The sequence below is a fragment of the Tenacibaculum sp. 190524A05c genome (genome assembly GCF_964036595.1).
Classification (GTDB): domain Bacteria; phylum Bacteroidota; class Bacteroidia; order Flavobacteriales; family Flavobacteriaceae; genus Polaribacter; species Polaribacter platacis.
Window position 1 is genome coordinate 2400754 of the sequence record NZ_OZ038523.1, and the last position, 23721, is coordinate 2424474.

The 23721-nt window shown below is 31.9% G+C and carries 29 protein-coding genes; 12 read left to right on the forward strand and 17 right to left on the reverse strand.

All coding sequences use genetic code 11. The features are described from left to right. Nucleotides 1-4: 4 nt before the first annotated feature. Genes ABNT61_RS10330 through ABNT61_RS10375 form a run of 10 tightly spaced genes read right to left on the reverse strand, consistent with a single transcriptional unit; the run spans nt 5 to nt 7935 of the window. On the reverse strand, nt 5-418 hold the full coding sequence (locus tag ABNT61_RS10330) for a GPW/gp25 family protein (protein ID WP_348711240.1): 414 nt from the start codon (nt 416-418) through the stop codon (nt 5-7). A gap of 3 nt (nt 419-421) precedes the next feature. Beyond that, a complete protein-coding gene (locus ABNT61_RS10335) occupies nt 422-712 on the reverse strand; it encodes a PAAR domain-containing protein (RefSeq protein ID WP_348743145.1) in 291 nt (96 codons plus the stop codon). Between the two features lie 21 nt (nt 713-733). Further along, the gene (vgrG, locus tag ABNT61_RS10340; RefSeq protein ID WP_348743146.1) at nt 734-2479 is read right to left on the reverse strand and encodes a type VI secretion system tip protein VgrG; all 1746 of its coding nucleotides are present in this window, start codon (nt 2477-2479) and stop codon (nt 734-736) included. After that, nucleotides 2480-3166 carry a LysM peptidoglycan-binding domain-containing protein gene (locus ABNT61_RS10345; protein ID WP_348711237.1) on the reverse strand — a complete coding sequence of 229 codons (687 nt, stop codon included), beginning with the start codon at nt 3164-3166 and terminating at the stop codon, nt 2480-2482. Beyond that, complete coding sequence (locus ABNT61_RS10350) at nt 3166-3327, reverse strand: DUF5908 family protein (RefSeq protein ID WP_348711235.1); 162 nt, start codon at nt 3325-3327, stop codon at nt 3166-3168. The genes ABNT61_RS10345 and ABNT61_RS10350 overlap by 1 nt, the downstream gene beginning before the upstream one ends. Before the next feature lies 1 nt (nt 3328). Further along, on the reverse strand, nt 3329-3769 hold the full coding sequence (locus ABNT61_RS10355) for a phage tail protein (protein ID WP_348711234.1): 441 nt from the start codon (nt 3767-3769) through the stop codon (nt 3329-3331). Further along, a complete protein-coding gene (locus ABNT61_RS10360; RefSeq protein WP_348711233.1) occupies nt 3769-4215 on the reverse strand; it encodes a phage tail protein in 447 nt (148 codons plus the stop codon). Before ABNT61_RS10360 ends, ABNT61_RS10355 begins: the two co-directional genes overlap by 1 nt. Nucleotides 4216-4259: 44 nt before the next feature. After that, nucleotides 4260-6272, reverse strand: coding sequence for a phage tail sheath C-terminal domain-containing protein (locus tag ABNT61_RS10365; protein WP_348743147.1), 2013 nt, complete (start codon nt 6270-6272; stop codon nt 4260-4262). A gap of 18 nt (nt 6273-6290) precedes the next feature. After that, entirely contained in the window at nt 6291-7352 is a 1062-nt protein-coding gene (locus ABNT61_RS10370; RefSeq protein ID WP_348743148.1) for a hypothetical protein, read from the reverse strand. Nucleotides 7353-7359: 7 nt separating this feature from the next. Further along, nucleotides 7360-7935, reverse strand: coding sequence for a DUF4255 domain-containing protein (locus tag ABNT61_RS10375; RefSeq protein WP_348711228.1), 576 nt, complete (start codon nt 7933-7935; stop codon nt 7360-7362). 269 nt (nt 7936-8204) lie between these two features. Here ABNT61_RS10375 and ABNT61_RS10380 point away from each other — a divergent pair, with 269 nt between their 5' ends. The 7 genes from ABNT61_RS10380 (at nt 8205) to ABNT61_RS10410 (ending at nt 14461) form a co-directional block, all read left to right on the forward strand. After that, nucleotides 8205-9104 carry a DMT family transporter gene (locus ABNT61_RS10380; protein WP_348743149.1) on the forward strand — a complete coding sequence of 300 codons (900 nt, stop codon included), beginning with the start codon at nt 8205-8207 and terminating at the stop codon, nt 9102-9104. 30 nt (nt 9105-9134) lie between these two features. After that, nucleotides 9135-10001 (forward strand): YicC family protein, encoded by an 867-nt coding sequence (locus ABNT61_RS10385; RefSeq protein ID WP_348743150.1) that lies wholly within the window; start codon nt 9135-9137, stop codon nt 9999-10001. Continuing rightward, nucleotides 10001-10585, forward strand: a complete 585-nt coding sequence (gene gmk / locus ABNT61_RS10390; protein WP_348711224.1) for a guanylate kinase — start codon at nt 10001-10003, stop codon at nt 10583-10585. The genes ABNT61_RS10385 and gmk overlap by 1 nt, the downstream gene beginning before the upstream one ends. Nucleotides 10586-10601: 16 nt before the next feature. Continuing rightward, on the forward strand, nt 10602-11186 hold the full coding sequence (gene nadD / locus ABNT61_RS10395) for a nicotinate (nicotinamide) nucleotide adenylyltransferase (protein WP_348743151.1): 585 nt from the start codon (nt 10602-10604) through the stop codon (nt 11184-11186). A 47-nt stretch (nt 11187-11233) separates the two neighbouring features. After that, a complete protein-coding gene (locus tag ABNT61_RS10400; RefSeq protein WP_348711221.1) occupies nt 11234-12100 on the forward strand; it encodes a M23 family metallopeptidase in 867 nt (288 codons plus the stop codon). A gap of 64 nt (nt 12101-12164) precedes the next feature. Beyond that, nucleotides 12165-13661 carry a GH3 auxin-responsive promoter family protein gene (locus tag ABNT61_RS10405; protein ID WP_348743152.1) on the forward strand — a complete coding sequence of 499 codons (1497 nt, stop codon included), beginning with the start codon at nt 12165-12167 and terminating at the stop codon, nt 13659-13661. 98 nt (nt 13662-13759) lie between these two features. Further along, entirely contained in the window at nt 13760-14461 is a 702-nt protein-coding gene (locus ABNT61_RS10410; protein WP_348743153.1) for a hypothetical protein, read from the forward strand. On the opposite strand, the gene ABNT61_RS10415 is transcribed toward ABNT61_RS10410, so the two are convergent. The 6 genes from ABNT61_RS10415 to ABNT61_RS10440 form a co-directional block, all read right to left on the reverse strand. After that, nucleotides 14442-15683, reverse strand: coding sequence for an RNA polymerase sigma factor (locus ABNT61_RS10415; protein ID WP_348743154.1), 1242 nt, complete (start codon nt 15681-15683; stop codon nt 14442-14444). The genes ABNT61_RS10410 and ABNT61_RS10415 overlap by 20 nt on opposite strands. Beyond that, a complete protein-coding gene (locus ABNT61_RS10420) occupies nt 15683-16030 on the reverse strand; it encodes a YciI family protein (RefSeq protein WP_348724965.1) in 348 nt (115 codons plus the stop codon). Before ABNT61_RS10420 ends, ABNT61_RS10415 begins: the two co-directional genes overlap by 1 nt. Nucleotides 16031-16106: 76 nt before the next feature. Next, complete coding sequence (locus ABNT61_RS10425) at nt 16107-17702, reverse strand: S41 family peptidase (RefSeq protein WP_348743155.1); 1596 nt, start codon at nt 17700-17702, stop codon at nt 16107-16109. Beyond that, nucleotides 17689-18123, reverse strand: a complete 435-nt coding sequence (locus ABNT61_RS10430) for a dCMP deaminase family protein (RefSeq protein ID WP_348711211.1) — start codon at nt 18121-18123, stop codon at nt 17689-17691. Before ABNT61_RS10430 ends, ABNT61_RS10425 begins: the two co-directional genes overlap by 14 nt. A gap of 46 nt (nt 18124-18169) precedes the next feature. Beyond that, nucleotides 18170-18751, reverse strand: a complete 582-nt coding sequence (locus tag ABNT61_RS10435) for a HupE/UreJ family protein (RefSeq protein ID WP_348724960.1) — start codon at nt 18749-18751, stop codon at nt 18170-18172. A 7-nt stretch (nt 18752-18758) separates the two neighbouring features. Further along, entirely contained in the window at nt 18759-19220 is a 462-nt protein-coding gene (locus tag ABNT61_RS10440) for an Lrp/AsnC ligand binding domain-containing protein (protein ID WP_348711209.1), read from the reverse strand. A 137-nt stretch (nt 19221-19357) separates the two neighbouring features. On the opposite strand from ABNT61_RS10440, the gene ABNT61_RS10445 reads away from it, so the two are divergent. From ABNT61_RS10445 to bioA, 5 genes are read left to right on the forward strand one after another with little or no spacing between them, the layout of a single operon-like run. Next, the gene (locus ABNT61_RS10445) at nt 19358-19786 is read left to right on the forward strand and encodes a translesion error-prone DNA polymerase V autoproteolytic subunit (RefSeq protein WP_348711207.1); all 429 of its coding nucleotides are present in this window, start codon (nt 19358-19360) and stop codon (nt 19784-19786) included. Beyond that, nucleotides 19786-20913 carry a pyridoxal phosphate-dependent aminotransferase family protein gene (locus tag ABNT61_RS10450; RefSeq protein ID WP_348743156.1) on the forward strand — a complete coding sequence of 376 codons (1128 nt, stop codon included), beginning with the start codon at nt 19786-19788 and terminating at the stop codon, nt 20911-20913. Before ABNT61_RS10445 ends, ABNT61_RS10450 begins: the two co-directional genes overlap by 1 nt. 8 nt (nt 20914-20921) lie before the next feature. Beyond that, nucleotides 20922-21302, forward strand: a complete 381-nt coding sequence (locus ABNT61_RS10455; protein WP_348724956.1) for a DUF2007 domain-containing protein — start codon at nt 20922-20924, stop codon at nt 21300-21302. Continuing rightward, nucleotides 21299-21907, forward strand: a complete 609-nt coding sequence (bioD, locus tag ABNT61_RS10460; protein ID WP_348743157.1) for a dethiobiotin synthase — start codon at nt 21299-21301, stop codon at nt 21905-21907. Before ABNT61_RS10455 ends, bioD begins: the two co-directional genes overlap by 4 nt. A 2-nt stretch (nt 21908-21909) precedes the next feature. Further along, complete coding sequence (gene bioA / locus ABNT61_RS10465; RefSeq protein ID WP_348743158.1) at nt 21910-23175, forward strand: adenosylmethionine--8-amino-7-oxononanoate transaminase; 1266 nt, start codon at nt 21910-21912, stop codon at nt 23173-23175. On the opposite strand, the gene ABNT61_RS10470 is transcribed toward bioA, so the two are convergent. After that, nucleotides 23161-23607 (reverse strand): cytochrome c oxidase assembly factor Coa1 family protein, encoded by a 447-nt coding sequence (locus ABNT61_RS10470; RefSeq protein WP_348743159.1) that lies wholly within the window; start codon nt 23605-23607, stop codon nt 23161-23163. The genes bioA and ABNT61_RS10470 overlap by 15 nt on opposite strands. Between the last annotated feature and the right edge of the window lie 114 nt (nt 23608-23721).

The window sequence follows — 23721 nt, forward strand, 5'->3', positions numbered from 1 at the left end:
CCTTTTAGTTTATATCTGTTCCTTCACCTTTATAAAAAGGGAAAACAACGTTTGTTCTACTATTTGTAGCTCTAATTCTAAAGTCTATTTTAATGATCAATTGTCCTTCTAATGGATCTGTTTCTGAGATATCTATTTTGATTACATCTATTCTTGGTTCGTGATAAAGAATTGCAGTTTCAATTAATTCTTTAGCGTATGTAATTAAAGTTCTATCTAACTTTTCAAAAAGTAGTTCCTCGAGATTACAACCGTAATTAGGTAGCATTACTCGTTCCCCCAATCGAGTATTCAATAATATCTCAAGGCTACTTTTTATATCTTCTTCTTCAGATATCATGACAACTTCATTCAAATCCTGAGAAAACTCAGGAGGAAATCCCCATCCAATTCCTAAAAAAGCTTTTTTATTTTCCATTTGTTATCCTATTAATACTGTGAATTCTCCTAACACAATTGTTCCTCCGTGAGCCATGCTATCTCCCATTCTAGCCGCGGGCATTCCTCCTATTAAAACAGTTCCTGATCCTGCTACAATACTATCTGGTGGTCCGGTACAAGTAGCCATATCACCAACTCTTGCTGCAGGCATTCCTCCAATTAAAACTGTAGGTTCACCGGCTGGTAAAATTGGTCCGCCAACATGCGGAACAACTCCTGTTACCATCGGACAAACATGCATGTCTCCTACTCTTGCTGCTGGATTTCCCATTTTATGTTTAGTTTTTTGACTTTAATTAATTTGAACTAATGATCCTTTTAATACGGCAATTGCACTTGTAGAAACTTCTGCTCCTGCACTACCTTCAGCTTTAAATTCAGCATTAGCTGCAATACTTACATTGGTTCCTTCAATGTTCACATCTCCAGATGCTTTAATGGCAATATCACCAGCACTTTCCATTGAAATTCCATCACTGTTAATGACTATCACATTGGAGTTATCATCTTCAATCGTAATTGCTCCTTCGTCTTCATCAAGAGAAATAATTTTTCCTGCTGGAGTTTCTATGGTGATAATCTTCTTATCATCATCGAATAACACTTTCATTTCACTTCGTGTGATAATTCCTTTTTCATGATTATCATCTGCGGCAGTTATCGGTGATGGTTTTGCACTACTGTGCAACATTCCTAATACAATAGCATCGTTTGGATCTTGATTGATAAAACCAACGATAACCTCATCGCCAATTTCTGGACGGAAATAAATCCCTCTATTTTCTCCTGCATCTGGTGATGAAACTCTACACCAAATTCCTTCTTCCTCATTATTGATAATCGGAATTTGAACTAGAATTCTATCTTCTCCATCAGGATCTTCTTCTAACTGAGAAACAATTCCTACTTGTAATCCTTGAATAGCTGGTAATAATCCTGAAGCTGGCTTAGATGAGATATCGAATGTTTCTGAAAACCACTCTGTAGATAAACCGAATTGTGCATTGGCAACCCAATTTCCATTTGTAATTACATGCTGAACACCAGTAACATAAATATTACCATTAAAGCGATCTCCAACACCTTCTAATTTTAAAACTGTATTAGGTTTTACTGATGGAATTCCTTGAAATTTAATTCTACCTCTAACTTTTGCTAATTGTTGAAACAACCATTTCGCATCTGCCCAATCTTGAAGTTCAGTATCTGTTACAACTCCTCCGTGACGTAACTCTAAACTTTCTAATCCAATTACATCGGTTAAATCTCCTGAGCTCAAATTTCCGTTTAAACTCACACTTGGATCTTTACCTTCAACTTCGATTAATTCTTGATCGGCATGATTCCATCCGTAGGCAGCAACTTTAGATACTTGATGGCGCGCATCAATTTCAGCATCGAAATCTAAAAGTGAACCTCCAAAGGTTACTGTTTCAATTTCTGATTGACTAATATCTGGTTTTGCGATAGTTATTGTTCCATCATCTACAAAACATAACTTCCCATTTGCTTGAGCTCTAGAAACTAAAAAATCCCAATCTGAAGCATTATATTGAACTAATTCTGGATGCGTGTGATTTGTACTTTCTACATCACTTGAAAGTCCATACTCTCCAATAATTTCTTCAAAAATGTCACTATCAGAACTTTCATAGAAATACTTACTTTTTCTTCCTATGGTCATTTTAACAGCTTCATCTTTACACTCAATAATTAATTGAGCTGAGTTTGCTCGAATTCTTAGGTTATGCTTAATTACAATTCCTTTGAATATTGTTTCTTCATCAGAATGATATCCTGCTGTAATTTCAATTTCCTTACCTGGAATTAGTAAATCCTCATTACTCAATTCAAAATCTCTTGCTGAAGGATCTCCATCAATCAAAATTATTTGCGCCGTAGGTATTTTATTGACTTCTTTCGAAACCGTAATATTTTTTACCTCGTACACTTTTGAAAGTTCTTCTCCTTCAATTAAGATTTTAAAAGTGATTAAATCTGCACTTTTAGAAGTTTGTATGACTCCAGTATTATTCATTTATGCAAACTTTTGTAATGGTGGAAAAAACAATTCCTGACCTGGTTTTAATTTTCTAAACTGTGTGATATTATTAGCTTTAGCTATCTCTAAATAGTACTTTGGATCTCCGTAAATTCGATGACACATTAATGGTAATGTTTCACCTGCTTTTACTTTTCTGTAATGTGTTAAATCTGGCGATTGATTATTCTCTCGAGCAACACGTAAATCATCATCTACGGTTCCTTTAATCTTTAGTTTCGCATTGGCTCTTAATGGAGTTCCATCAGGAGCGAAAAGTCTATACTCAATAGACAAATCAACTAAGGATCCTTTAAAAAGTAATGCTCCCCATTTTACCATTAAGTAATAAGGCTTGTGCTCTTCTCCGTTATAATCAAAAACGATTCTTTTGAAAGCTTCAATTTTATCGATTATTCCATCAGTATGATTAGCCTCGCCATCAATTACTCCAGAACTATCAAACAATAAATCAAGATCTAATTCCTGTGGAGCGATTTTCTTAAACTTTGGTTGCGTACCACTAGTACCTTGTCCTTGTTCCTCCTCATACTCTGGTTTATATGCAACCATGTATTTTTCAGGATTTACAAGTGTAGTAAACTCACCATCGGCAACTTCATCGTTAAACTTGTCGTCTTTGTAAGCTTTTATTACTAGTTTTTTTAATTCTCCTTGGCTCATTATCTCTCTTTTTGTCTCTCAAGAATATCCATTACTTCTTCTACGCAAGCAGCTATAATTTGTGCTTTATTACCACCATTTGAACCGCCTGTTCCTGGTTTTGATCCAGATTTTTCATCAACATTAATTTTGATATGTAGTTCTTTAATTGTTATTGGCATTTTATACGATGTTAAAGTACTGATAGGTTAATTCGATAGTTTCTATGACTAGTTTATTTTCCTCGGCATTAAAGTCTCCAACGCTCCATTTTATAGGATAGGCTTTAACTATATTCCAAGTTTGCAGTGCTTCATGATTTTCATCAAGTAACATTACATTGATATCTACAGGTTCTATTTCAAAATTTTCTAAGGCTTTTTTACACCATTTGATGACTTCAGAATCCATTAACATTCCTCGTTTTAAAACAAGATTTGGAAACTTTGAACGTACCGGAATTTTATGTTTGAACCTGTTTTCTCCACCCTCAGCAATTTCTTCAGTTTCAAGGTCTACTGTTAGACCTGAAACTGATTGAAATGAGATATCTTTATCTTTAGTTGATAGATTTTTAAAATCTACCTTAAAGTGAAAGCCTACTGGTGGATAATAAATTTCCATTAGCTAATCATTGTTAGTTTTTCGTGAACAAACTCTGCAGTTTCGATAGCGATTTCATTACCGTCTGCTTTTAAATCTGTTGGTGTAACCTTAGTGATGTATGCATTTTGGCATTTCCATGTTACTGCTGGATCTCCATTTTCATCTAACAAGCTAATTGTAAGATCTCCTCTAAACTGCTCACCTCCTTCTTGGAAATACACTGTTTTTGCCCACTGATCATAAAACTGTTTGCTTTTATCAACAAAAGTTCCTCTTTTCATGGTAACGTTTGGATATTCAAACATTCCTGGTTGTTTAGACTTGTGGTATTCACTATCTGCTCCTCCACGATACTCAATCATTTTATTCTCAAAGGTTAACCCAGAGACTTCTGTACAGTTAAACTTTGTATCTCCAAAAGTTACTTCGAAAGAAAACTTTGGAAGTGGATATAATTGTGCCATGATTTCTTTTTTTTATGTTTTTAAATTTGACTTGACTTAATTAATTATGCTTCTTGCATTTTGTGAGAAAACTTAAGAATGATAAATTCTGCAGGACGAACTACAGCCATTCCTATTTCAATAATCATATTTCCTTCAAGAATATCTTGAGCAGTCATTGTTTCTCCTAATCCTACGCTCACATAAAATGCCTTATCTGGTGTTGGACCTGCTAAAGCTCCCACTCTCCATTGTTGCGTTAAGAAATTATCGATCATAGCTTTTACACGAACCCAAGTATTTTTATCATTTGGTTCAAAAACAAATTGTTCTGTAGCTTTTTTGATAGACTCTTCAGCCATATTGAAGAAACGTCTTACAGAAACATATCTCCATTCGTTATCATTTCCTGCTAAAGTTCTTGCTCCCCAAACTAGGTTTCCTTTACCAACAAATGTTCTAATTGCATTTATAGATTTACCCGCAACTGCATCAACATTTAAGTCTCTTTGTTCATCACTTGAAATTTGTAATGATGGTTCTAATACGTAATTTGTACCAACATTCGCTGGGGCTTTCCATACTCCTCTATCAGAATCTACTCTTGCATAAATTCCAGCCATTGTACTACTTGGTGGTAATTCAACTGGTAATGCTCCGATTTCAGTTTTGATTTCGTTATAAACTTGACTGTAGATATTTTCGATGCTCTTTAACGTTCTTCCGTTTAATTCTCCGTTATTTACATCTGTGCTGTCCCCTGCTTTTACATTTGAAATTAATGTATCTAATTCACCTTCCGCATCAGTAAATACATCTGTAGATGCATGAACGTAAACTTTATTTAATTCTGTAGAAATAGCATTTACTTGAGTTTCTAATTTAGCTTTTGAATTTGCCTTAGAAATATTATCTAAAGCCAATTGTAAAGCCTCGCTAACTTCATTTACTTTATCTGTTCCGACAAAAAAGTTATTAATTGTTGTAACTTGACCAGTGATATCTGTATAGATAGGATCTGCATCACCTACTTCATCTTTAACTGAATTTGCTGCTGCATTACCCGAATCTTCAATTAAACCAGCCATCGAAGTCAAATTGTTCAACGAGCCAATAACTTTCTCAACAGTTGTAGATAATTCAGATACTCTTGTTTTTAAGGTTGCATAAGTTTCTCCTGTAAAATCTGCTGCATCCAAATCATCTGTGATTTTTTTCTTAGCTACACCGATGTATCCTAAATCTGCATCAGAAGTATCTCTTAATAAATCATTTTCTGCAGCGAAATCTACCTTATATGCCTCTAATTGTGCAGTAGCCTCTGCAATCGCAGATGGTAAATCTGTTGTATGCGTAATTTCTATTGACTCCTCATCGTAACGGTAATCTAAGATTGTTTTTAAATGTGGATAGTAAACTGCACCATATTTTAAATAATCCTTTTCTAAGTTCAGTCTGTTTCTTGCAGCTAAAGCGTCTGCAACAGAATCTGTAGATGTGTGTGTATCGATAATTGCAAAACGATCTTGCATTTCGTTACACTGGATTAAAGCATTGTTGTATAATGTGTAAAAATCTACTTCGCTTAATTTTTTTGCATCTGGAAATACAATCAAAGTTGGTTCGTCTTCTTTTCTTAATTTATCTAAACCATCATTTAAATCATCAAAAGAAATAGAGTTTTCATTTCCTAAATCATTTACATAAGTATCTACGGATACGATATAACATGGTCCACCACCATTAGCAAAATACATTTGCATTGCATAATACATTAAATATGGCTTTGGACTAGTTGGTGCTTCTACTTTTAGTGTACGATCTTGCTCTCCATCAACATGAGTATCTGTAACTGTAACAGTTATTCCTGTTTCTTTTCTTGCAAAACCAAAATACGTTTCATACTCCAGTAAAGAAGAAATACGTGTTGGCTTGTTTGCTAAATCGCCATCAATCTTCTTCTTTGCTTTTTCTGTATACCCAATAAATGCAGGTATCGCTGTTTCTACTTGAGCCACCGATGGTGGAAATTTTACGATTTCCTCAACGTAAACTCCTGGTGTTTTGTAAGCTGACATAATTATTAATTTTAGTTTTTAAATGAATATTTCTGAATAGTAATCTTGCTCTTCTTTAGTGATACTATCTATGGTTGGATTTGGGAAAAAAAGTGTGCCTTGAGGTTGTGGAGTTACGTCCGTTTTTTCAATTTCTACTTTCCCATTTTTTGTAAGAGGATGTTCTTGGTTAGTAACCATTATTTGATTTTCAGACTTTTGTCTATACCTCCAGAATGTTTTCTTGTTTTCTATATAAATCTGAAAATCAATAAGGTTCTTAAGTAGACATTGCTTTTCTAAATCAAAGTTCCCCGTTTGAATATCTTCCGTGTCTACCTGTTCTGTTAAATTGGTTGCATTGTCTCCTGCTACTTTTACTTGGATAACTCCAATTACCCCACTATTTTTTAATTGTTGAACAGAAGTGTTTAAGTAATCAAAAATCTCTGTTTCACTTTCAGTTAAGGTTGTATTGTTTGTTACTTTATCTTCTATATCTTCAATTAAAGATTCTTCAATACTTGAAATCGTTACTAGTTTCGGAGTATTAGTATCAAATTCTTGATCCTTTTCTAAATTGTAAACTAGTTTTCTTGATTCTCTTTCTGTTATTAAAAAATCTTCCCACTTTTCAATGGCTCCGTCGGCATCAAAAATGTTAGTTACTGAAGAAGTGATATTCGATAAATAGTAAAGCTGATTGTTCTTCTTTTCCGTGATATCTGTATAATTCAAGAAGAATCTATCTTTTGCTTTAATGAAAAAAGTAAAGACTATATCATTTGATAATTCGACTAGTGGATTATAACGAGTCACAACATCATTTCCTTCCTCTGAATTCACACTTAATGTGCTTGTTAAAACTCGAATTCCTTTGCTATGATTTCTAATTAAAACCCTATGATTTTTAGCTATACTTCTTGTTCTTTTATTTGGAATTACTTCAATAAAATCAAAAAGATTATATGATCGCAATGCATCTTCTTTTTCGTCATCAGACAGCTCATCATTTGCATTATCTGCATGATATTTTTTATCTCCCTGATCTAGAAAATACGCATGTAATAAGTCGATATTAAAAAGTGGCTTATAGATCATCTTCTGACTAATTATTGATTAATGAATTTCTATTCAATTCTGAAATCACAGAACCTTCTTTAGTAATAGCATCTCTTTCTATTTCTAGTAAAGTGATTTTGTATAAGACAGACGGTTTTTGTTTTCCTCCTAAGGTTCCCCATATAAAATTGAGTTCTTCAAAAGTTGGAGTATAGAGTTCAGTGATAAACTTGAAACTTTTTATATTTTCTATTCCATCAACATTTTCATAATTAGAGTTCGCTTGGGTAAATACTTTTTTACCTTGAAAAAACTCAATGATTTTAGTCAAGCTTTTTAAAGACTCGGTATACGATGATTTGTTAAGACTGAATAGAATAAATAGGTTTAAGTAAACCTTTGGATTTTTGTACGAAACTGTATTACCACTTACATAATCGTTTCGCACATTTTTCAACGCAAATTCTTCTTGTAAATTGATAAGAGATAATGCGATATCTGGAAAATTCCCTGGTGAATTCCCTTCGGAATCTTCGTCAGCAATATTGGCTAACGCAACAGCATTTTCATCGAGATAGTCATTTAACTCTTCTGAAATGATTTGTAGTATTTCATAAATCATTAGTAGTGGTAATTTTATTTGGTTGGTTTGATTGACACTCCAAAGCTACCATCACTCTTAGCAATTTTTCCCAATTAAAAAACTGTTTTAATTATGTTCTTTTCCTATAATTTAATTAGGGTTTTTTCACATAAAAAAGGGGAAAATCACCCTGCTAAAATTGTATTGGAAAATGTAAATTTTTGCACCGCTCTCTTGTCTGCAAATAATAGTAGTTCAATAGTTTTTTTTACCGACCTTTGCCGCTAAATTTCTAAACTTCATTAGCAATGAATACAAGAGTATTAGCTTTAGCAGCAGTATCTATTGTAACAATTATATACGGTGTTACTTTCACAGTAGCAAAAGAGGTAATGCCGCACTACGTAAAACCATTTGGATTTATTTTCATTAGAGTTTCAGCAGCAATGTTAGTTTTTTGGATCGCGAGCTTATTTATAAAAAACGATAAGATTGAAAAGAGTGATTATAAAACAATTGCAATGGCGGCTTTCTTTGGTATTGCATTTAATATGCTTACATTTTTTAAAGGATTAAATTACACCACTCCAATTAATGCCTCTGTAATGATGGTGACTTCGCCAATTTTGGTGCTTATTTTTTCTAGTATTTTAATGAAAGAAAGGCCTACATTAATTAAAATAATTGGAGTAATAATTGGACTTATTGGTGCAGTTGTACTTATTGTTTACAGCGGAAAATCAGGAGCAAATGCTAAAAATATGATGTTAGGTAACTTTTTAGTTTTTGTAAATGCGGCCTCTTATGGTATGTATTTAGTTGTGGCTAAAAAGATTGTAGCAAAATATAAACCTATAACCTTTATTCGATGGTTATATTTATTCGGATTTATTTTCATGTTCCCTTTCGGGATATCTGAATTCACAGAAATTCAATGGGAAATCATTCCAATGTCTGGATATTTACGAATTGGATTTGTTGTGATTTTTGCTTCGTGTATTACCTATTTATTCAATTTATGGGCGCTCTCTAAACTTAAACCAACAACAGTAAGTGTATTTATTTATTTACAACCAGTTGTGGCAAGTATTTATGCTTTAATTGTTGGAAGTGATACTTTAGATACAATTAAAATATTGGCAACTGTTTTAATATTTATAGGAGTTTACTTAGTTTCAAAACAGTCTCCTGCTAGTCTTAGCAAATAGTGTATCTTTACGGCTCATTAAAATCAAGGTATGATTCAATCTATGACGGGATACGGGAAATCCGTATTACAATTACCAACTAAAAAAGTTACTATTGAAGTTAAATCTTTAAATAGTAAAAACTTAGATATCAATACACGAATTCCATCTTTCTATAAAGAGAAGGAATTAACAATTCGTAAAAAATTAGCAAGTACTTTAGTTAGGGGAAAAGTAGATTTTTCAATCTATGTTGAAATGACTGCTGACGAAACTTCTACTTCAATAAATAAAGGAGTAGTTTCTGAATATATTAAGCAATTACGTGATGTAGTTGTCGTTGCTTCTGATGATGATGTAGAGTTATTAAAAATGGCTGTGAGAATGCCAGATGCTTTAAAAACAGAAAGAGAGGAATTGGATGCTAATGAGTGGTCAGAAATTGAGAAGCATATTGCAATAGCTATAAAAGAAATTATTCAATATAGAACTGATGAAGCCGCATCTTTAGAGGTTGATTTTAAAGAACGAATTTCTAATATTAAAGCTTGTTTGGAACAAGTTAAGGAAATGGATGGCGATAGAATTGCAAATGTAAAGCAAAGGTTAGCCAAGGCTTTAGACGAATTAAAAGTTGAAGTTGATGAAAATCGTTTTGAGCAAGAATTGATTTATTACCTAGAAAAACTAGATATCAACGAGGAAAAAGTTCGTTTAGCGAATCATTTGGACTACTTTTTGCAAGCCTTAGATACTAGCGATTCAAATGGAAAAAAGCTTGGATTTATTATTCAAGAAATTGGTAGAGAAATTAATACTACCGGATCTAAAGCGAATTTCGCACCTATGCAAAAGGTGGTAATTCAAATGAAAGACGAATTGGAAAAAATTAAAGAACAGATATTAAACGTATTATAATGGCGAAAGAATTTAAAGGAAAATTATTTGTGTTTTCAGCTCCCTCTGGATCTGGAAAAACTACTATTGTTCGTCATTTACTGGCTCAAGAAAAATTTGGTTTAGAGTTTTCAATTTCTGCTACTTCTCGTGCTCCACGTGGAGAAGAAATTGATGGTTCAGATTACTACTTTATTTCTAGAGATGAATTCATCAAGAAAATTAAAAACGATGAGTTTTTAGAGTGGGAAGAAGTGTATAGAGATAATTTCTACGGAACTTTAAAAACAGAAGTAGAACGTATTTGGTCTCAAGGAAAGCATGTGATTTTTGATATTGATGTTGCAGGAGGACTTCGTATTAAAAAGAAATTCCCAGAAGAAACATTAGCTGTTTTTGTAAAACCACCTAGTGTTGATGAATTAAAAATTCGTTTGAAGAAAAGAAAAACAGAGAGCGAAGACAAAATTAATATGAGAATTGCCAAAGCTTCTGTAGAATTGGCAACTGCTCCACAGTTTGATAAAATTATCAAAAACTACGAATTAGATGTTGCGCTTAAAGAGGCGGAAGAATTAGTAGGTAGTTTTATAGGAGTAAATTAAAAAGTCTAAGAAATAGATGAAAAACATCGGGTTATATTTCGGAACCTTTAATCCTATTCACATAGGACATCTCATTATTGCTAACCATTTGGTGGAAAACTCTGACTTAGATGAAATATGGATGGTTGTAACTCCTCATAATCCTTTTAAGAAAAAAAGTTCTCTTTTGGACAACCATCATCGTTTTGAAATGGTTTATAAAGCCACAGAAGACTACGATAAAATTTCACCATCTGACATAGAGTTTAAATTACCTCAACCGAATTATACGGTGCATACATTAGCGCATATTTCGGAAAAATATCCTTCCTATAATTTTAACTTAATTATGGGAGAAGACAATTTGAAAAGTCTTCATAAATGGAAAAATTATGAAACCATTTTAGAGCATCATAATGTTTATGTTTATCCAAGAATTTCTGAAGGAGTTGTAGAAACTCAGTTCGATAATCATCCTAAAATACATAGAGTTAATGCTCCTATTGTAGAAATTTCTTCCACTATGGTTCGTAATGCGATAAAAGAAGGAAAAAATATAAAACCTTTACTTTCTTCATCAGTTTGGAAATATATTGACGAGATGAACTTCTATAAAAAATAGACGTCCTATTTTTTCGTTGTATATTTGGTAACCCAAACTAAGTATTCGTGGCAAAAAACAAGAAAAAACCTAGTAAGTTAAAACAAAAACTAACGGATAAATACCGTTTAGTAGTTTTAAATGAAGATACGTTTCAGGAGCGTTTTTCATTAAAACTTTCTCGATTAAATGTATTTGTTTTTGGTGGAATTTTCTCAATTCTAATCATTATTCTTACCGTGTTTTTAATTGCATTTACTTCTTTAAAAGAATACATTCCTGGATATTCTTCTACTGAATTAAAGAAAAAAGCAACACGACTAACTTATGAAGCAGATTCATTAAAAATCAAAATTGCAGTACTTGAAAAATTCACTCAAGCCATTAGACCTGTTCTAACTGGTGATATTGAACCTGAGGCAATTGATTCGATAAGAAATGAATCGAAAAAAGCAGTTGTAGATTATGCTAAATTATCTGCAACAGAACAAGATTTACAATTCAGAGAACAAATAGAAAGCAAAGATAGATTTGCATTATCAGCCGGATCTGGGAACAAAGCGAAAATTATATTCTTTGCTCCAATTACGGGAACTGTTTCTCAATCTTTTAATGCTGCAAACAAACATTTCGCGATAGACATTGTTGCTAAAACTGGAACTCCAGTAAAGGCTATTGCTGACGGAACAGTTATTCTTTCTGGATGGACTGCCGAAACTGGATATACCATTACCATACAACATAGTAATAATTTTGTTTCTGTATATAAACACAATGGAGATCTTCTAAAAGAACAAGGAGATTTTGTAAAATCAGGAGAAGTAATAGGTAGTGTAGGTTCAACAGGAGAATTAACAACTGGACCTCATTTACACTTTGAATTGTGGAACAATGGATATCCAACAAATCCAACAAATTACATCGACTTTCAATAAATGCTATTTGTCATTAATCTGAAAATGATACTAACTTCAATTTTTGACTTAAAAAAATAAACATATGTCTTTAAAATCTTTTTTAGCGATTCCATTTGCAAAACGAGCTGTAAAACAAGTTCGAAAATGGGCAAATAAACCACTAGAAACGCAAGAAAAAGTATTTCAATATTTAGTTACAGAAGGATGTAAAACAGCCTTTGGAAAAGATCATGATTTTATATCAATCAATTCTTACGAAGATTTTAAAAATCGCGTACCTGTTAATGATTACGAAGGTTTACGTCCATATGTAGACAGAATGGTTGCTGGAGAAGAAAATATTTTATGGAAAGGAAAACCTATTTACTTTGCTAAAACCTCTGGAACAACCTCTGGAGCAAAGTATATTCCGATTACTAAAGAATCGATGCCAACTCATATTAAATCGGCTCGTAATGCTTTGTTATTCTATATCAATGAAACGAAGGATGCTTCTTTTGTAAATGGAAAAATGATTTTCCTACAAGGAAGTCCTGTTTTAGATGATAAAAATGGTATTAAATTAGGGCGTTTAAGCGGAATTGTTGCGCATTACGTTCCGAATTATTTATTAAAAAATAGATTACCAAGTTGGGAAACCAATTGTATCGAAGATTGGGATACAAAAGTTGATAAAGTGGTTGAAGAAACATTACCTGAAAACATGACTGTAATTAGTGGAATTCCATCATGGGTTCAAATGTATTTCGAGAAATTAATTGATAAAACTGGAAAAACTATTTCGGAGTTATTTCCAAACTTTAACTTTTTCATTTACGGCGGTGTAAATTTTGAGCCTTACAAAAACAAGTTCGAAGCTTTAATAGGAAAGAAGATAGATTACATTGAGTTATATCCTGCATCAGAAGGATTTATTGCTTTTCAAGATTCTCAAAAAGAAAAAGGAATGCTATTACAATTAGATTCTGGAATTTTTTATGAATTTATTCCTGCAACCGAATTCTTTGATGAAAATCCAACTCGTATTTCTTTAAAAGATGTACAATTAGGAGTTAACTATGTGATAATTCTTAATACAACAGCAGGACTTTGGGGATACAATATTGGAGATACTGTTGAATTTACTTCATTAAAACCTTACCGAATAAAAGTAACTGGAAGAATTAAGCATTTTATATCTGCTTTTGGTGAACATGTAATTGGTAAAGAAGTTGAAAAAGCATTGAATGACGCTATCAAAGGAACTGATGTGAACGTTAGCGAGTTTACCGTTGCTCCACAAGTGAATCCAGAAAATGGATTACCATTTCATGAGTGGTTTATTGAGTTTGAAAATGAACCTGAAAACTTAGATGAAATGGCGCAGAAAATGGATGCTTCTATGCAAGAACAAAATATTTACTATCAAGACTTAATTGAAGGAAAAGTATTACGCCCATTGATTATTAGAAAGGTTAAAAAAGGAGGATTTCATGAGTATATGAAATCTATTGGTAAGTTTGGTGGACAAAACAAAATACCTCAACTATCTGATAACAGGAAAATTGCAGATGTGTTGGAGAAGTTTTTAATCTCTTAACTCAATCAAAATACTCCTTAACTCACTAATTGTTTAATTTTACTAAAATAGGATATCAACTATTATTCACTTGCCATATTTTAGCAAGAAAAGTCATGTTGAAAAAAAATATCTTTCTATTAATAGTAGTAATTAATACTAGTCTATCATATTCTCAAGAAAAATACACGTTAAATTTCTATAACTGTAATTACGATGATTTTGCATTTACTCCTTTATCAGAGTTTAATATTTATGATACTAAAACAGGTAAAGAGATAAATTATAAAAAAGGTTGGGTTTCGGGTAAATTTAATTTTTCAACTGATAGTCCTGTTGTTAGAATTAAATATAAGAATATATACAAACAAGCTTTTGACACTATAATAAATCTAAATAATAAAAACACATCTCATGTACTTTGCATTGAAAAGTTCAAAGATTATTCTTTGCAAACTACCTTCGAACAATGTATCAAAAATAAAAAGAAATGGGAACTAAATCTGAATTCAACAGGCTGTTTTCATTGGGATAATGAAAGTTTCAAAATTAAATACAAAAAGAATAAAGTTTACGTAGTATATAAAATTAATAAAGGTAAAAAGCAGTATATATTATTAGACCAAAAAAAAATTGATACTTTTATTTTATTTGAGAAAAAGCTTAGATTAATGAATAGACCAAATGGTGGTTGTACAACCTCTGATTTGTATACATTAAATTCCTTTTATGGAAATCTTGTAATTAATGATGATTCATGCACTTTTAATGATATCTACTCTTTAAAAGAAGTTTTAGGAATTAAAAATGGGAAAGACTAAATCGCTTCTTTTCCAAATATTCTTTTTCTAATCGATTAGTTACTTTTTCTAATGCTATATCTATAAATTCTATTGCTTTTGCAATGTTTCCAATTGCCTTAAAATAATCTGATTTTGCTGCATAAAATAAATAGGCTCGTTGCTCAAGAGCATCAGGATTAATTTTATCAAAATAAAAACTCGACTTTACATAATTATTCATTTGTACACATACCACAGCCATCGTCAATATATGTGATGGCATTGGCTGCAATTCATACAAACACTCATACCAATATAGAATTTTTTCCCAATTAGTAGCTTCAAAATTATCAGCTTTTAAATGCTCTGAAATTATAGCAGCTTCATAATGATAACTCGAAAACTCATTATGTTCAACTGCTTTATTCATCATTGTATTTCCTAATTGAACTAATGGGAAATACCATTTTGAACGATCTTGATTTTTTAAATCTAATACTTCATTTTCAATAGTAACTTTAGCGTCTAGTCTAGCAGAATGAAAACACATTAAAGCAAATAAAGCATAGGCTGCAGAAATTGATGTGTGCCTATTTTTAATTACAAGTTTGCATAAACGCATAGCTTCTCCACAAAGTTCTTTACGAACTAATTGTTCTTTCGTATTTGAATGAAAACCTTCATTAAATATCAAATACAAAACTTCTAAGACACTTTCTATTCTTTTTGGTAATTCCACTCCTTGAGGTATCGAAAATGAAATATTGGATTGTTGTATGACTTTCCTAGCTCTTACTAATCTTTTTTTAACGGTTTCTTCCTTTAGTAACAAAGCTGAAGCAATTTCCTTTCCGCTAAATCCTGATACTGTTTTTAGCGCAAAAGCAATTCTATCTTTAGGATTCAGTTTGGGATGACAAGCCGTGAAAATCATTCGTAACTGAGCATCTTCTATTTCAGAATCTAGAAAAAGTTCATTAATAGCAATTGAATCAATTCCCTTTGAGAACTCTGGTAGATTTTTCTTTTCAACTTGTAGTTTTCTAAAAATATCAACTACACGATTTTTAGAAGCTTTAATTAACCAAGCTTCGGGATTTTCCGGAATTTTAGTTCGCCAGCTAAGCGTAGCTTTTATAAAAGTATCTTGAATTGCATCTTCGATAATGTCAAAATTCGAAAGACCGAAAATACGTGTTAAAACAGAAACCATCTTTCCGCTATGATGGCGAAAAAGATGGTCTATAAGTTGAGTTTCCATTATTCATCGAAAACCATTATTTCTCTAATCTCTACAGTACTTCCTAAATCGTAATCAGGAAAATCTTGAGCAATTACTTCTACAGCATCAAAGTCTTTGGCGGTAACAATATAATAACCTCCAACAAGTTCTTTTACTTCTGCAGAGTTCACATCTGAAACAGTTCGGTTTTTACCAACAATTCTTCTAATGTCAGCTGTTAAAGCATTTCCTCCTTTAACAATTCCTTGCTCTTCCATTTTTTGATTCCAAGCAAACCACTTCCCCATTCTTCCTTGAATTTCTTCTGGTGAAAGTCCTAAATCGCCATAGTCGGCACCGATAAAAATCATCATAAATTCTTTCATAATTTTCTAAGATTTAAAGTTATTTACCTGTAAGACGTTTTAGAAATTAACTAAGGGGACAATATTTTAAAAAAAATTATTTCTTTTCTAGTTCCAACACTTTCAAAATCATTTTATCATCTAAATGATTCATTCGATATAATCCTTGATCATTAAATAATTCTCTTGCGATAGTTGCTTTTAGAAATTTACGTAGCTTTTGTTTTGTTAACCTTGAAGGTCGAAAATCTTTTAGTTTACTAATAAATGCATTAGACACCTTGTTATCATCATCAAAACTTTTTATGAACTCATCTATTTTAACTTCAGATAATTTCGTTCTGTTATTATCAACATATTTGAAAGCAAAGTCGTTCAAGTATGCATAATAATATGGTGAGATGTATGATGAAGTATCTATAGGAACAAATACGTCTGGTACAATTCCTCCACCTCCGTAGACTATTTTTCCTTTAGGTGTAGTGTATTTTAAACTATCAACTATTTTAATGCTATCTCTATTCAATAGTTCGCCATTCTTATAGCGATTTTCTACTTCACTACCATAGTTCACTTGCTGAGAACTAGCATTACCAGATAAACCATTTTCATCCTCTTTTGAAGGTTTCTTGTAAGGTTTTTGAATTGATCTTCCTGTTGGAGTGTAATAACGCGCTGTAGTCAATCTTACTGCAGAACCATCTCCTAAATCCATTTCTTCCTGTACGAGTCCTTTACCAAAAGAGCGTCTTCCAACTATAATTCCTTTGTCATTATCCTGTAATGCTCCAGCTACAATTTCAGAAGCCGATGCAGAATTTTCATCCATAAGAACATATAATCCACCATCTTCAAAATCTCCCCTCTCAGTAGCAAACGACTCATTAATTTCACCTCCATTATTTTTAGTAAAAACGATTAATTTATCGTCTTCTAAAAACTCATCAACAATTTTATTTGCAATATCAATGAATCCACCTCCATTACCTCTTAAATCGAGAACTAAATCCGTCATTCCTAAATCTTTCAGGATGGTCAATGATTCTTTAAATTCTTTATATGTATTTCTAGCAAATCGATCTAACTTAATATAACCGATGCTATCGTTAAGCATGTAAGCAATATCAACACTTTTAATATTTACTTTACCACGCTCTACGGTAACATCAAATAAACTATCGTTAGATTTTCTATATACTTTAAGTTTAACTTCTGTATTCGGAGCTCCTTTTAATGTTTTTAAAACTTGTCCGTTTCCAATTCCTTTTCCGTATAAAGTATCAGAATCTGCAATTAAAATTCTATCTCCTGCTTTAATTCCTTTCTTTATACTTGGCCCACCCTTCATTGGATGAACAACCGTAATACTATCTTCAATTATTCTAAACTGAACTCCAATTCCTACAAAATTACCTTGCATATTCTCGGTAACGGCTTGTAAATTTTCTTTTGGAATATAAACTGAATGCGGATCGAGTTTAGTTAACATTTGTGCGATCGCACCATCTAATAATTCATCTGTATTTACCTCATCAACATAATCTTGTTCGATAAAGTTTATCAGGCGTTTTACTTTTTGCTCGTTTAAAGAACTCTTACTTAACGTAGTAGATTGCCCAGTAAAAAAAGCGCCAATTAAAACTCCAAAAGCCATAGCTATGGCAAAAAATATAGGTAAATTATTCTTGTTCATCCGGTAAATAAATCAGTTCAACTCCTGCCTTTTCTAAAAACTCTAAACCACTTTTATCCTTATACTCATCTGAATATACGACTCTTGTTATTCCTGATTGATGTATTAATTTGCTACAATCTTTACATGGAGATAATGTAATATACAATGTTGCTCCTTTACAAGATTGTGTCGATCCTGCAACTTTTAAAATTGCATTGGCTTCAGCATGTAACACATACCACTTCGTCCAGCCTTCTTCATCTTCACAGGCATTTTCAAACCCAGTTGGTGTTCCATTATATCCATCAGAAATAATCATTCTGTCTTTCACAATAAGTGCTCCAACTTGTTTACGGTTACAATGAGAAAGTTTCCCCCATTGTTTAGCCATATTCAAATATGTTCGAGCATATCGTTCTTCTTTTTTTGTTAAAGTCATAGAGGTATCTAAAATAAATAGAAAATACTGTTAAAGAAGTTAATATTTACCAAAAAACACGATTTACCATCATTTGGATAGCAAATCCGATAACGATTGAAGAAGCCACTAAAATCCAATCTCTTCGATTTACACCAAAAACAGACTGTACTAAACTTCCTACTAATAAAATTAATCCAACAATAATTATTTGCGCAGCTTCAACTCCTAATGCAAATTCTACTAATGGTAAAAACTTATCTTCTGCTCTTCCGATCATCATTTTAAAATAATTGGAAAATCCTAAACCGTGAATTAATCCAAAAAACAGCGCAAAAAATAAATTTTGATTCTCTTTCCCAACGGAAGCTTTCCTTGCAGTTAAAACATTCATTAATCCTGTAATGAAAATGGTTAACGGAATTAAAAACTCAACTAAATCTGCTCTTACTGTAAGTATATTATATGCAGATAAAGCCAATGTAATTGAATGTCCAATAGTAAATAATGTAATTAACCAAATTACTTTTTTCCATTGTTTAAACTGATATACAACAGCTAAAACAATTAAAAATAAAATATGGTCATAGGCTTTTAAATCTAAGACATGAAATAAGCCCATTTTAAAATACAATATGAAATCGTTCATAAGAGGTTTAAATTTTTATTTGTCTGTCTATTTGTTGATCCAAAGATATGAATGTTTCTGTTCTTGAAACTCCTTTTATACTCTGGATATCTTTATTTAACAAATGCATTAAATCCTCATTATTCTTACACATAATTTTAATGAAAATTGCATAGTTACCAGTTGTATAATGACTTTCAACGACTTCGGGGATATCTTTAAGTCTTTTAATAGCTGAAGAATACAAACTTGCTGATTCTAAAAACACTCCAACAAAGGCGGTTGTAGTGTATCCTAATGCTTTCGGGTTTAAAACCATTTTGTAGCCATCTATAAGGCTCGATTCGTCAAGTTTGCGTAGTCTTTGATGTATTGCTGCACCCGAAATCCCAACTTCTCTAGCGATACTTAAAATGGGGGTACGTGCATCTTTTACTAATCTTTTGATGATAATTTTATCAATTCCATCAATTTTTAATTTTTTTGACATAATTTAAAGGGTCGGTATTGGGTTCTATCATTTACAATATCACAATATAGGAAAAAATAGAAGAGATTGGTTAACTTTACGGTAATGTTCACATTCCAATTTCGAAACGCAAAAATTAGTCTTAGTATTGTCGTAAAATGAGTATAAAATTAACAATCTTTAGTCCAAAAAATATTGAAAGTGAGGGTGCTGTTTACATCGACACTGGAATTTCAGCTGGTTTCCCTTCGCCTGCAGATGATTTTAATGAATCAAAAATTTCTTTGGATGAAGAACTCATTCGAAATAAAGACGAAACATTTTTTGCTCGAGTTAGCGGACAATCAATGATTGGAGCGGGATTAGACGATAATGATTTGCTTGTAATTGATCGAAGTATTCCACCAACCAATAATAAAATTGCGGTTTGTTTTTTGGATGGTGAGTTTACGGTAAAGAGACTTCGTGTTGATGGTCCTGAAGTTTGGTTACAACCTGAAAACCCTGATTACCCAATAATCAAAATTACTCCAGAAAATAACTTTCTAATTTGGGGAATTGTAACTAATGTGATTAAGAGAGTTTAATGAATTTTCCTGAAAAACTAAATCAAAAACTGATTCTTAGAAAAGAATCAAATTCTCTACGAAGTTTAAATTCTGAAACGAGTTTAATTGACTTTTATTCCAACGATTATTTAGGATTTGCTCAGTCTGAATCTATTTTTCAGCGAACACATCAGTTATTAACTGATCGAGACTTAAAAATAAATGGAGCTACAGGTTCTCGTTTAATTTCAGGAAATCATAATTTATATCAAGAAACGGAAGAATGTATAGCACAATTTCATAACGTTGAAAAAGCGCTCATTTTTAATTCTGGTTATGATGCCAACGTTGGTTTTTTCTCTGCTGTACCGCAACGTGGAGATATAATTCTATATGATGAAGTAATTCACGCTTCTATTCGAGATGGAATTCAACTTTCTAACGCTAAATCCTATAAGTTCAAACATAATAATACAGATCATCTTAAAGAAATTTTAGATAGAGTTGAATTTGACAATGCGTATGTTGTAACAGAATCTGTATTTTCAATGGATGGAGATTGTCCCGATTTAAATGAGTTTGTTGAAATTGGAAAAAAAGATAATGTCTACTTAATTATTGATGAAGCGCATGCTCTTGGAGTATATGGAGAAAATGGATCAGGCTTGGTTCAAAATTTAAAACTAGAAAAAGAAATTTTCGCTCGAATTATAACCTACGGAAAGGCATTAGGTTGCCATGGTGCAGCCGTTCTTGGGAGTAAGGATTTATATGATTATCTCGTAAATTTTTCTAGAAGTTTTATTTATACCACTGGACTATCTCCTCATTCTGTAGCAACTATAAAAGTTGCTTACGAACATTTAAATAATGAAACTATATTTCTTCTTTCTGAAAGAATAGATCATTTTAAATCAGAACTTAAGCGATTACAACTAAACTCTAAGTTTATTGAAAGTACCTCAGCTATTCATTGTTGTATTATCTCAGGAACAGAGAAAACAAAAAATATAGCTGAACAACTACAACAAAAAAACTTTAATGTAAAGCCTATTTTATCTCCAACTGTTCCTGTAAGACAAGAACGACTTCGTATTTGTTTACACAGCTTTAATTCTAACGAAGAAATTACTGCTATTTTAGAGCATCTTGCTACCTTTGTTTAAAAATTTAAATGAGGGACGATTATACAATTTTAGCAGTTTTTGAATATTCAACAGAAGCACAAGTAATTAAATCCAAACTAGATTCTGAAGGATTTAAAACCATGTTGATGGATGAAAAAACTATTGATACTGATCCTCTTTTAAGTCAAGCAATTGGTGGAGTAAAGCTTTTAGTACATAATGAAGACTTACAAAATGCTTCAAAAGTTTACAATGAAATAAGAACTTATGAAAAGGACGATAACGGAAACGATATTAACTGTCCAAATTGTAATTCCAATAGAATTTTAGTTGCGGAATCTCAACGCAAAAACTTGTTCTTTATGCTTTTCCCATTTTTTGAATCGAGAAAATTAATTTGTAACGATTGTAAAACAATCTTTAAATGAAAAAATATTTTATAACTGGAATATCTACTGAGGTAGGAAAAACAGTTGCTTCAGCAATTATTACTGAAGCTTTAGAAGCGGATTATTGGAAACCTGTACAATCTGGTGACTTAGAATATTCAGATACTCATAAAGTTCAAAATTTAATTAGTAACGCTACATCTGTTTTTCATAAAAATAGTTATGCTTTAAACACGCCAATGAGTCCGCATGCTTCTGCAGAAATAGATGGAATTACTATTGATATTAATGAAATCAAAGAACCATCAACTCAAAACAATCTAGTGATTGAAGGTGCTGGTGGTTTATTAGTTCCTCTAAATAATGAAAGCACGATTTTAGATTTAATTCAACCAGATTACAAAGTAATCGTAGTTTCTCGTCATTATTTAGGAAGTATAAACCATACACTACTTACCTTAAACTTATTAAAAGAAAAAGGGTTTGATATCTCTTTAGTTTTTAGTGGAAATGAACATAAAACTACCGAAGAAATTATTCGAAAAATGAGCGGAGTTCCTGTAATTGGAAGAATTGAGGAAGAACCTTATTTTGATCAGAATGTAATTAAAGAATATGCTGATAAATTTAGAGATAAATTATAATCATGACTTTACAAGAACGCGATAAAAAACATATTTGGCATCCTTTAAAACAGCATCAAACACATCCAAATAGTTTAGGAATTGTAAAAGCAAAAGGATGCATACTAACGGATGAACATGGGAATGAATATATAGATGCAATTTCGTCTTGGTACACTTGTATGTTTGGACATTGTAATGATTTTATTACGAGCCGTGTGTATGAACAAATGCAACAACTGGATCAAATCATGTTTAGTGATTTTACACATCCAGCTGCTGTAGAATTATCTGAGAAATTAATTCATATTTTACCAGAGAATCAAGCCAAAATCTTTTTTAATGATAATGGTTCAACTGCCGTTGAATCTGCTATAAAAATGGCGCTTCAATATTATTTCAATAAAGGAGATCAACGCGCTACTTTTATTGCTTTTGAAAATGGATTTCATGGTGATACTTTTGGAGCAATGTCTGCTTCTGGATTATCAGTTTATAACGGACCTTTTGAAGATTTCTTGATTAACGTTCATAGAATTCCTGTTCCAAATGGAAACAATCACGCTGAAATTTTAGAACAACTAGAAAGCATTATTACCAACAATAAAGTTGCTGCTTTTGTATATGAGCCAATTGTTCAAGGTGCTGCTGGAATGAAAATCCATAACATGAATGGTTTAAACCAAATTATCGGGTTTTGTAAATCTCAAAATGTGTTAACAATTGCTGATGAAGTTATGACTGGTTTTGGTAAAACTGGGAAAAACTTTGCATCAGATCATATAACAAACAAACCAGATATTATTTGTTTAAGCAAAGCATTAACTGGAGGATTAGTTCCAATGGCAATTACTTCTTGTACTCAAGAAATTTATGACGCTTTTTTAAGTAATGACATTGCCAAAGGTTATTTTCATTGTCATACCTACTCTGCTAACCCTATAGGTTGTGCAGCAGCAATTGCTAGTATTGATTTATTGACTTCAGAAGAAATTCAAAATAGTATTCACAGAATTGCTAAAAAACATGAAACATTCAGTGAACAGATTAAAAGTCATTCTAAAGTTAAATCTACAAGAACAATAGGTGTGATTTTCGCTCTAGATTTAGACACAAATATGGAACGCTACGGTACTTTAAGAGATTTATTACTGTCTTCTTTTATGAAAGAAGGAGTCTTTTTAAGACCACTGGGAAATACCATTTACATTCAAGTTCCTTATGTAATCACAAATGAACAATTAGATAAAATATATAGTACGATTGAAAAGGTTTTAGATACTCTCTAAAACCTTTTCTTTTTCTAATAAATTTATACGCTCACTTGTTTCCTTAATTTCAACATATAAATCTTCGTATATCCATTTCTTATCTTTTCGAATTCCTTTAACAACAAGTTCTGCTTCTCCTAATTCCCCTTTAATTGGAATAACAAAATCTACTTCTCCGTCCGAATCAGAAATAGAAATGTTTCCTTGAGGAAATCCGTCTGTCTTAATATCCTCTCCTATTACTGAAGTAACTCGAGCATCTTTTTTAACCAATTCTATAGCTTCTTCAATCGGTGACATTCCGCCTAAGCTGTTCACAACACTTAAAACTGTTGCTCCAAAACCAACAATGATTAAAATGATAAAAATTAAACATCCTGAACAACATCCCACAGGTAAAGCCCAAGGCCAATTTCTAGCAATCCAACTTTTTTGATTTTGATTATCCATATAATTCAAAATTTGTACTTCATTTATTTAATTCAAATATAGGACGTTTAAAACTTCATATTGTTTCACATTTCCCAACAAACTTTTTATTTTTCATTATGATTAAATCACAAT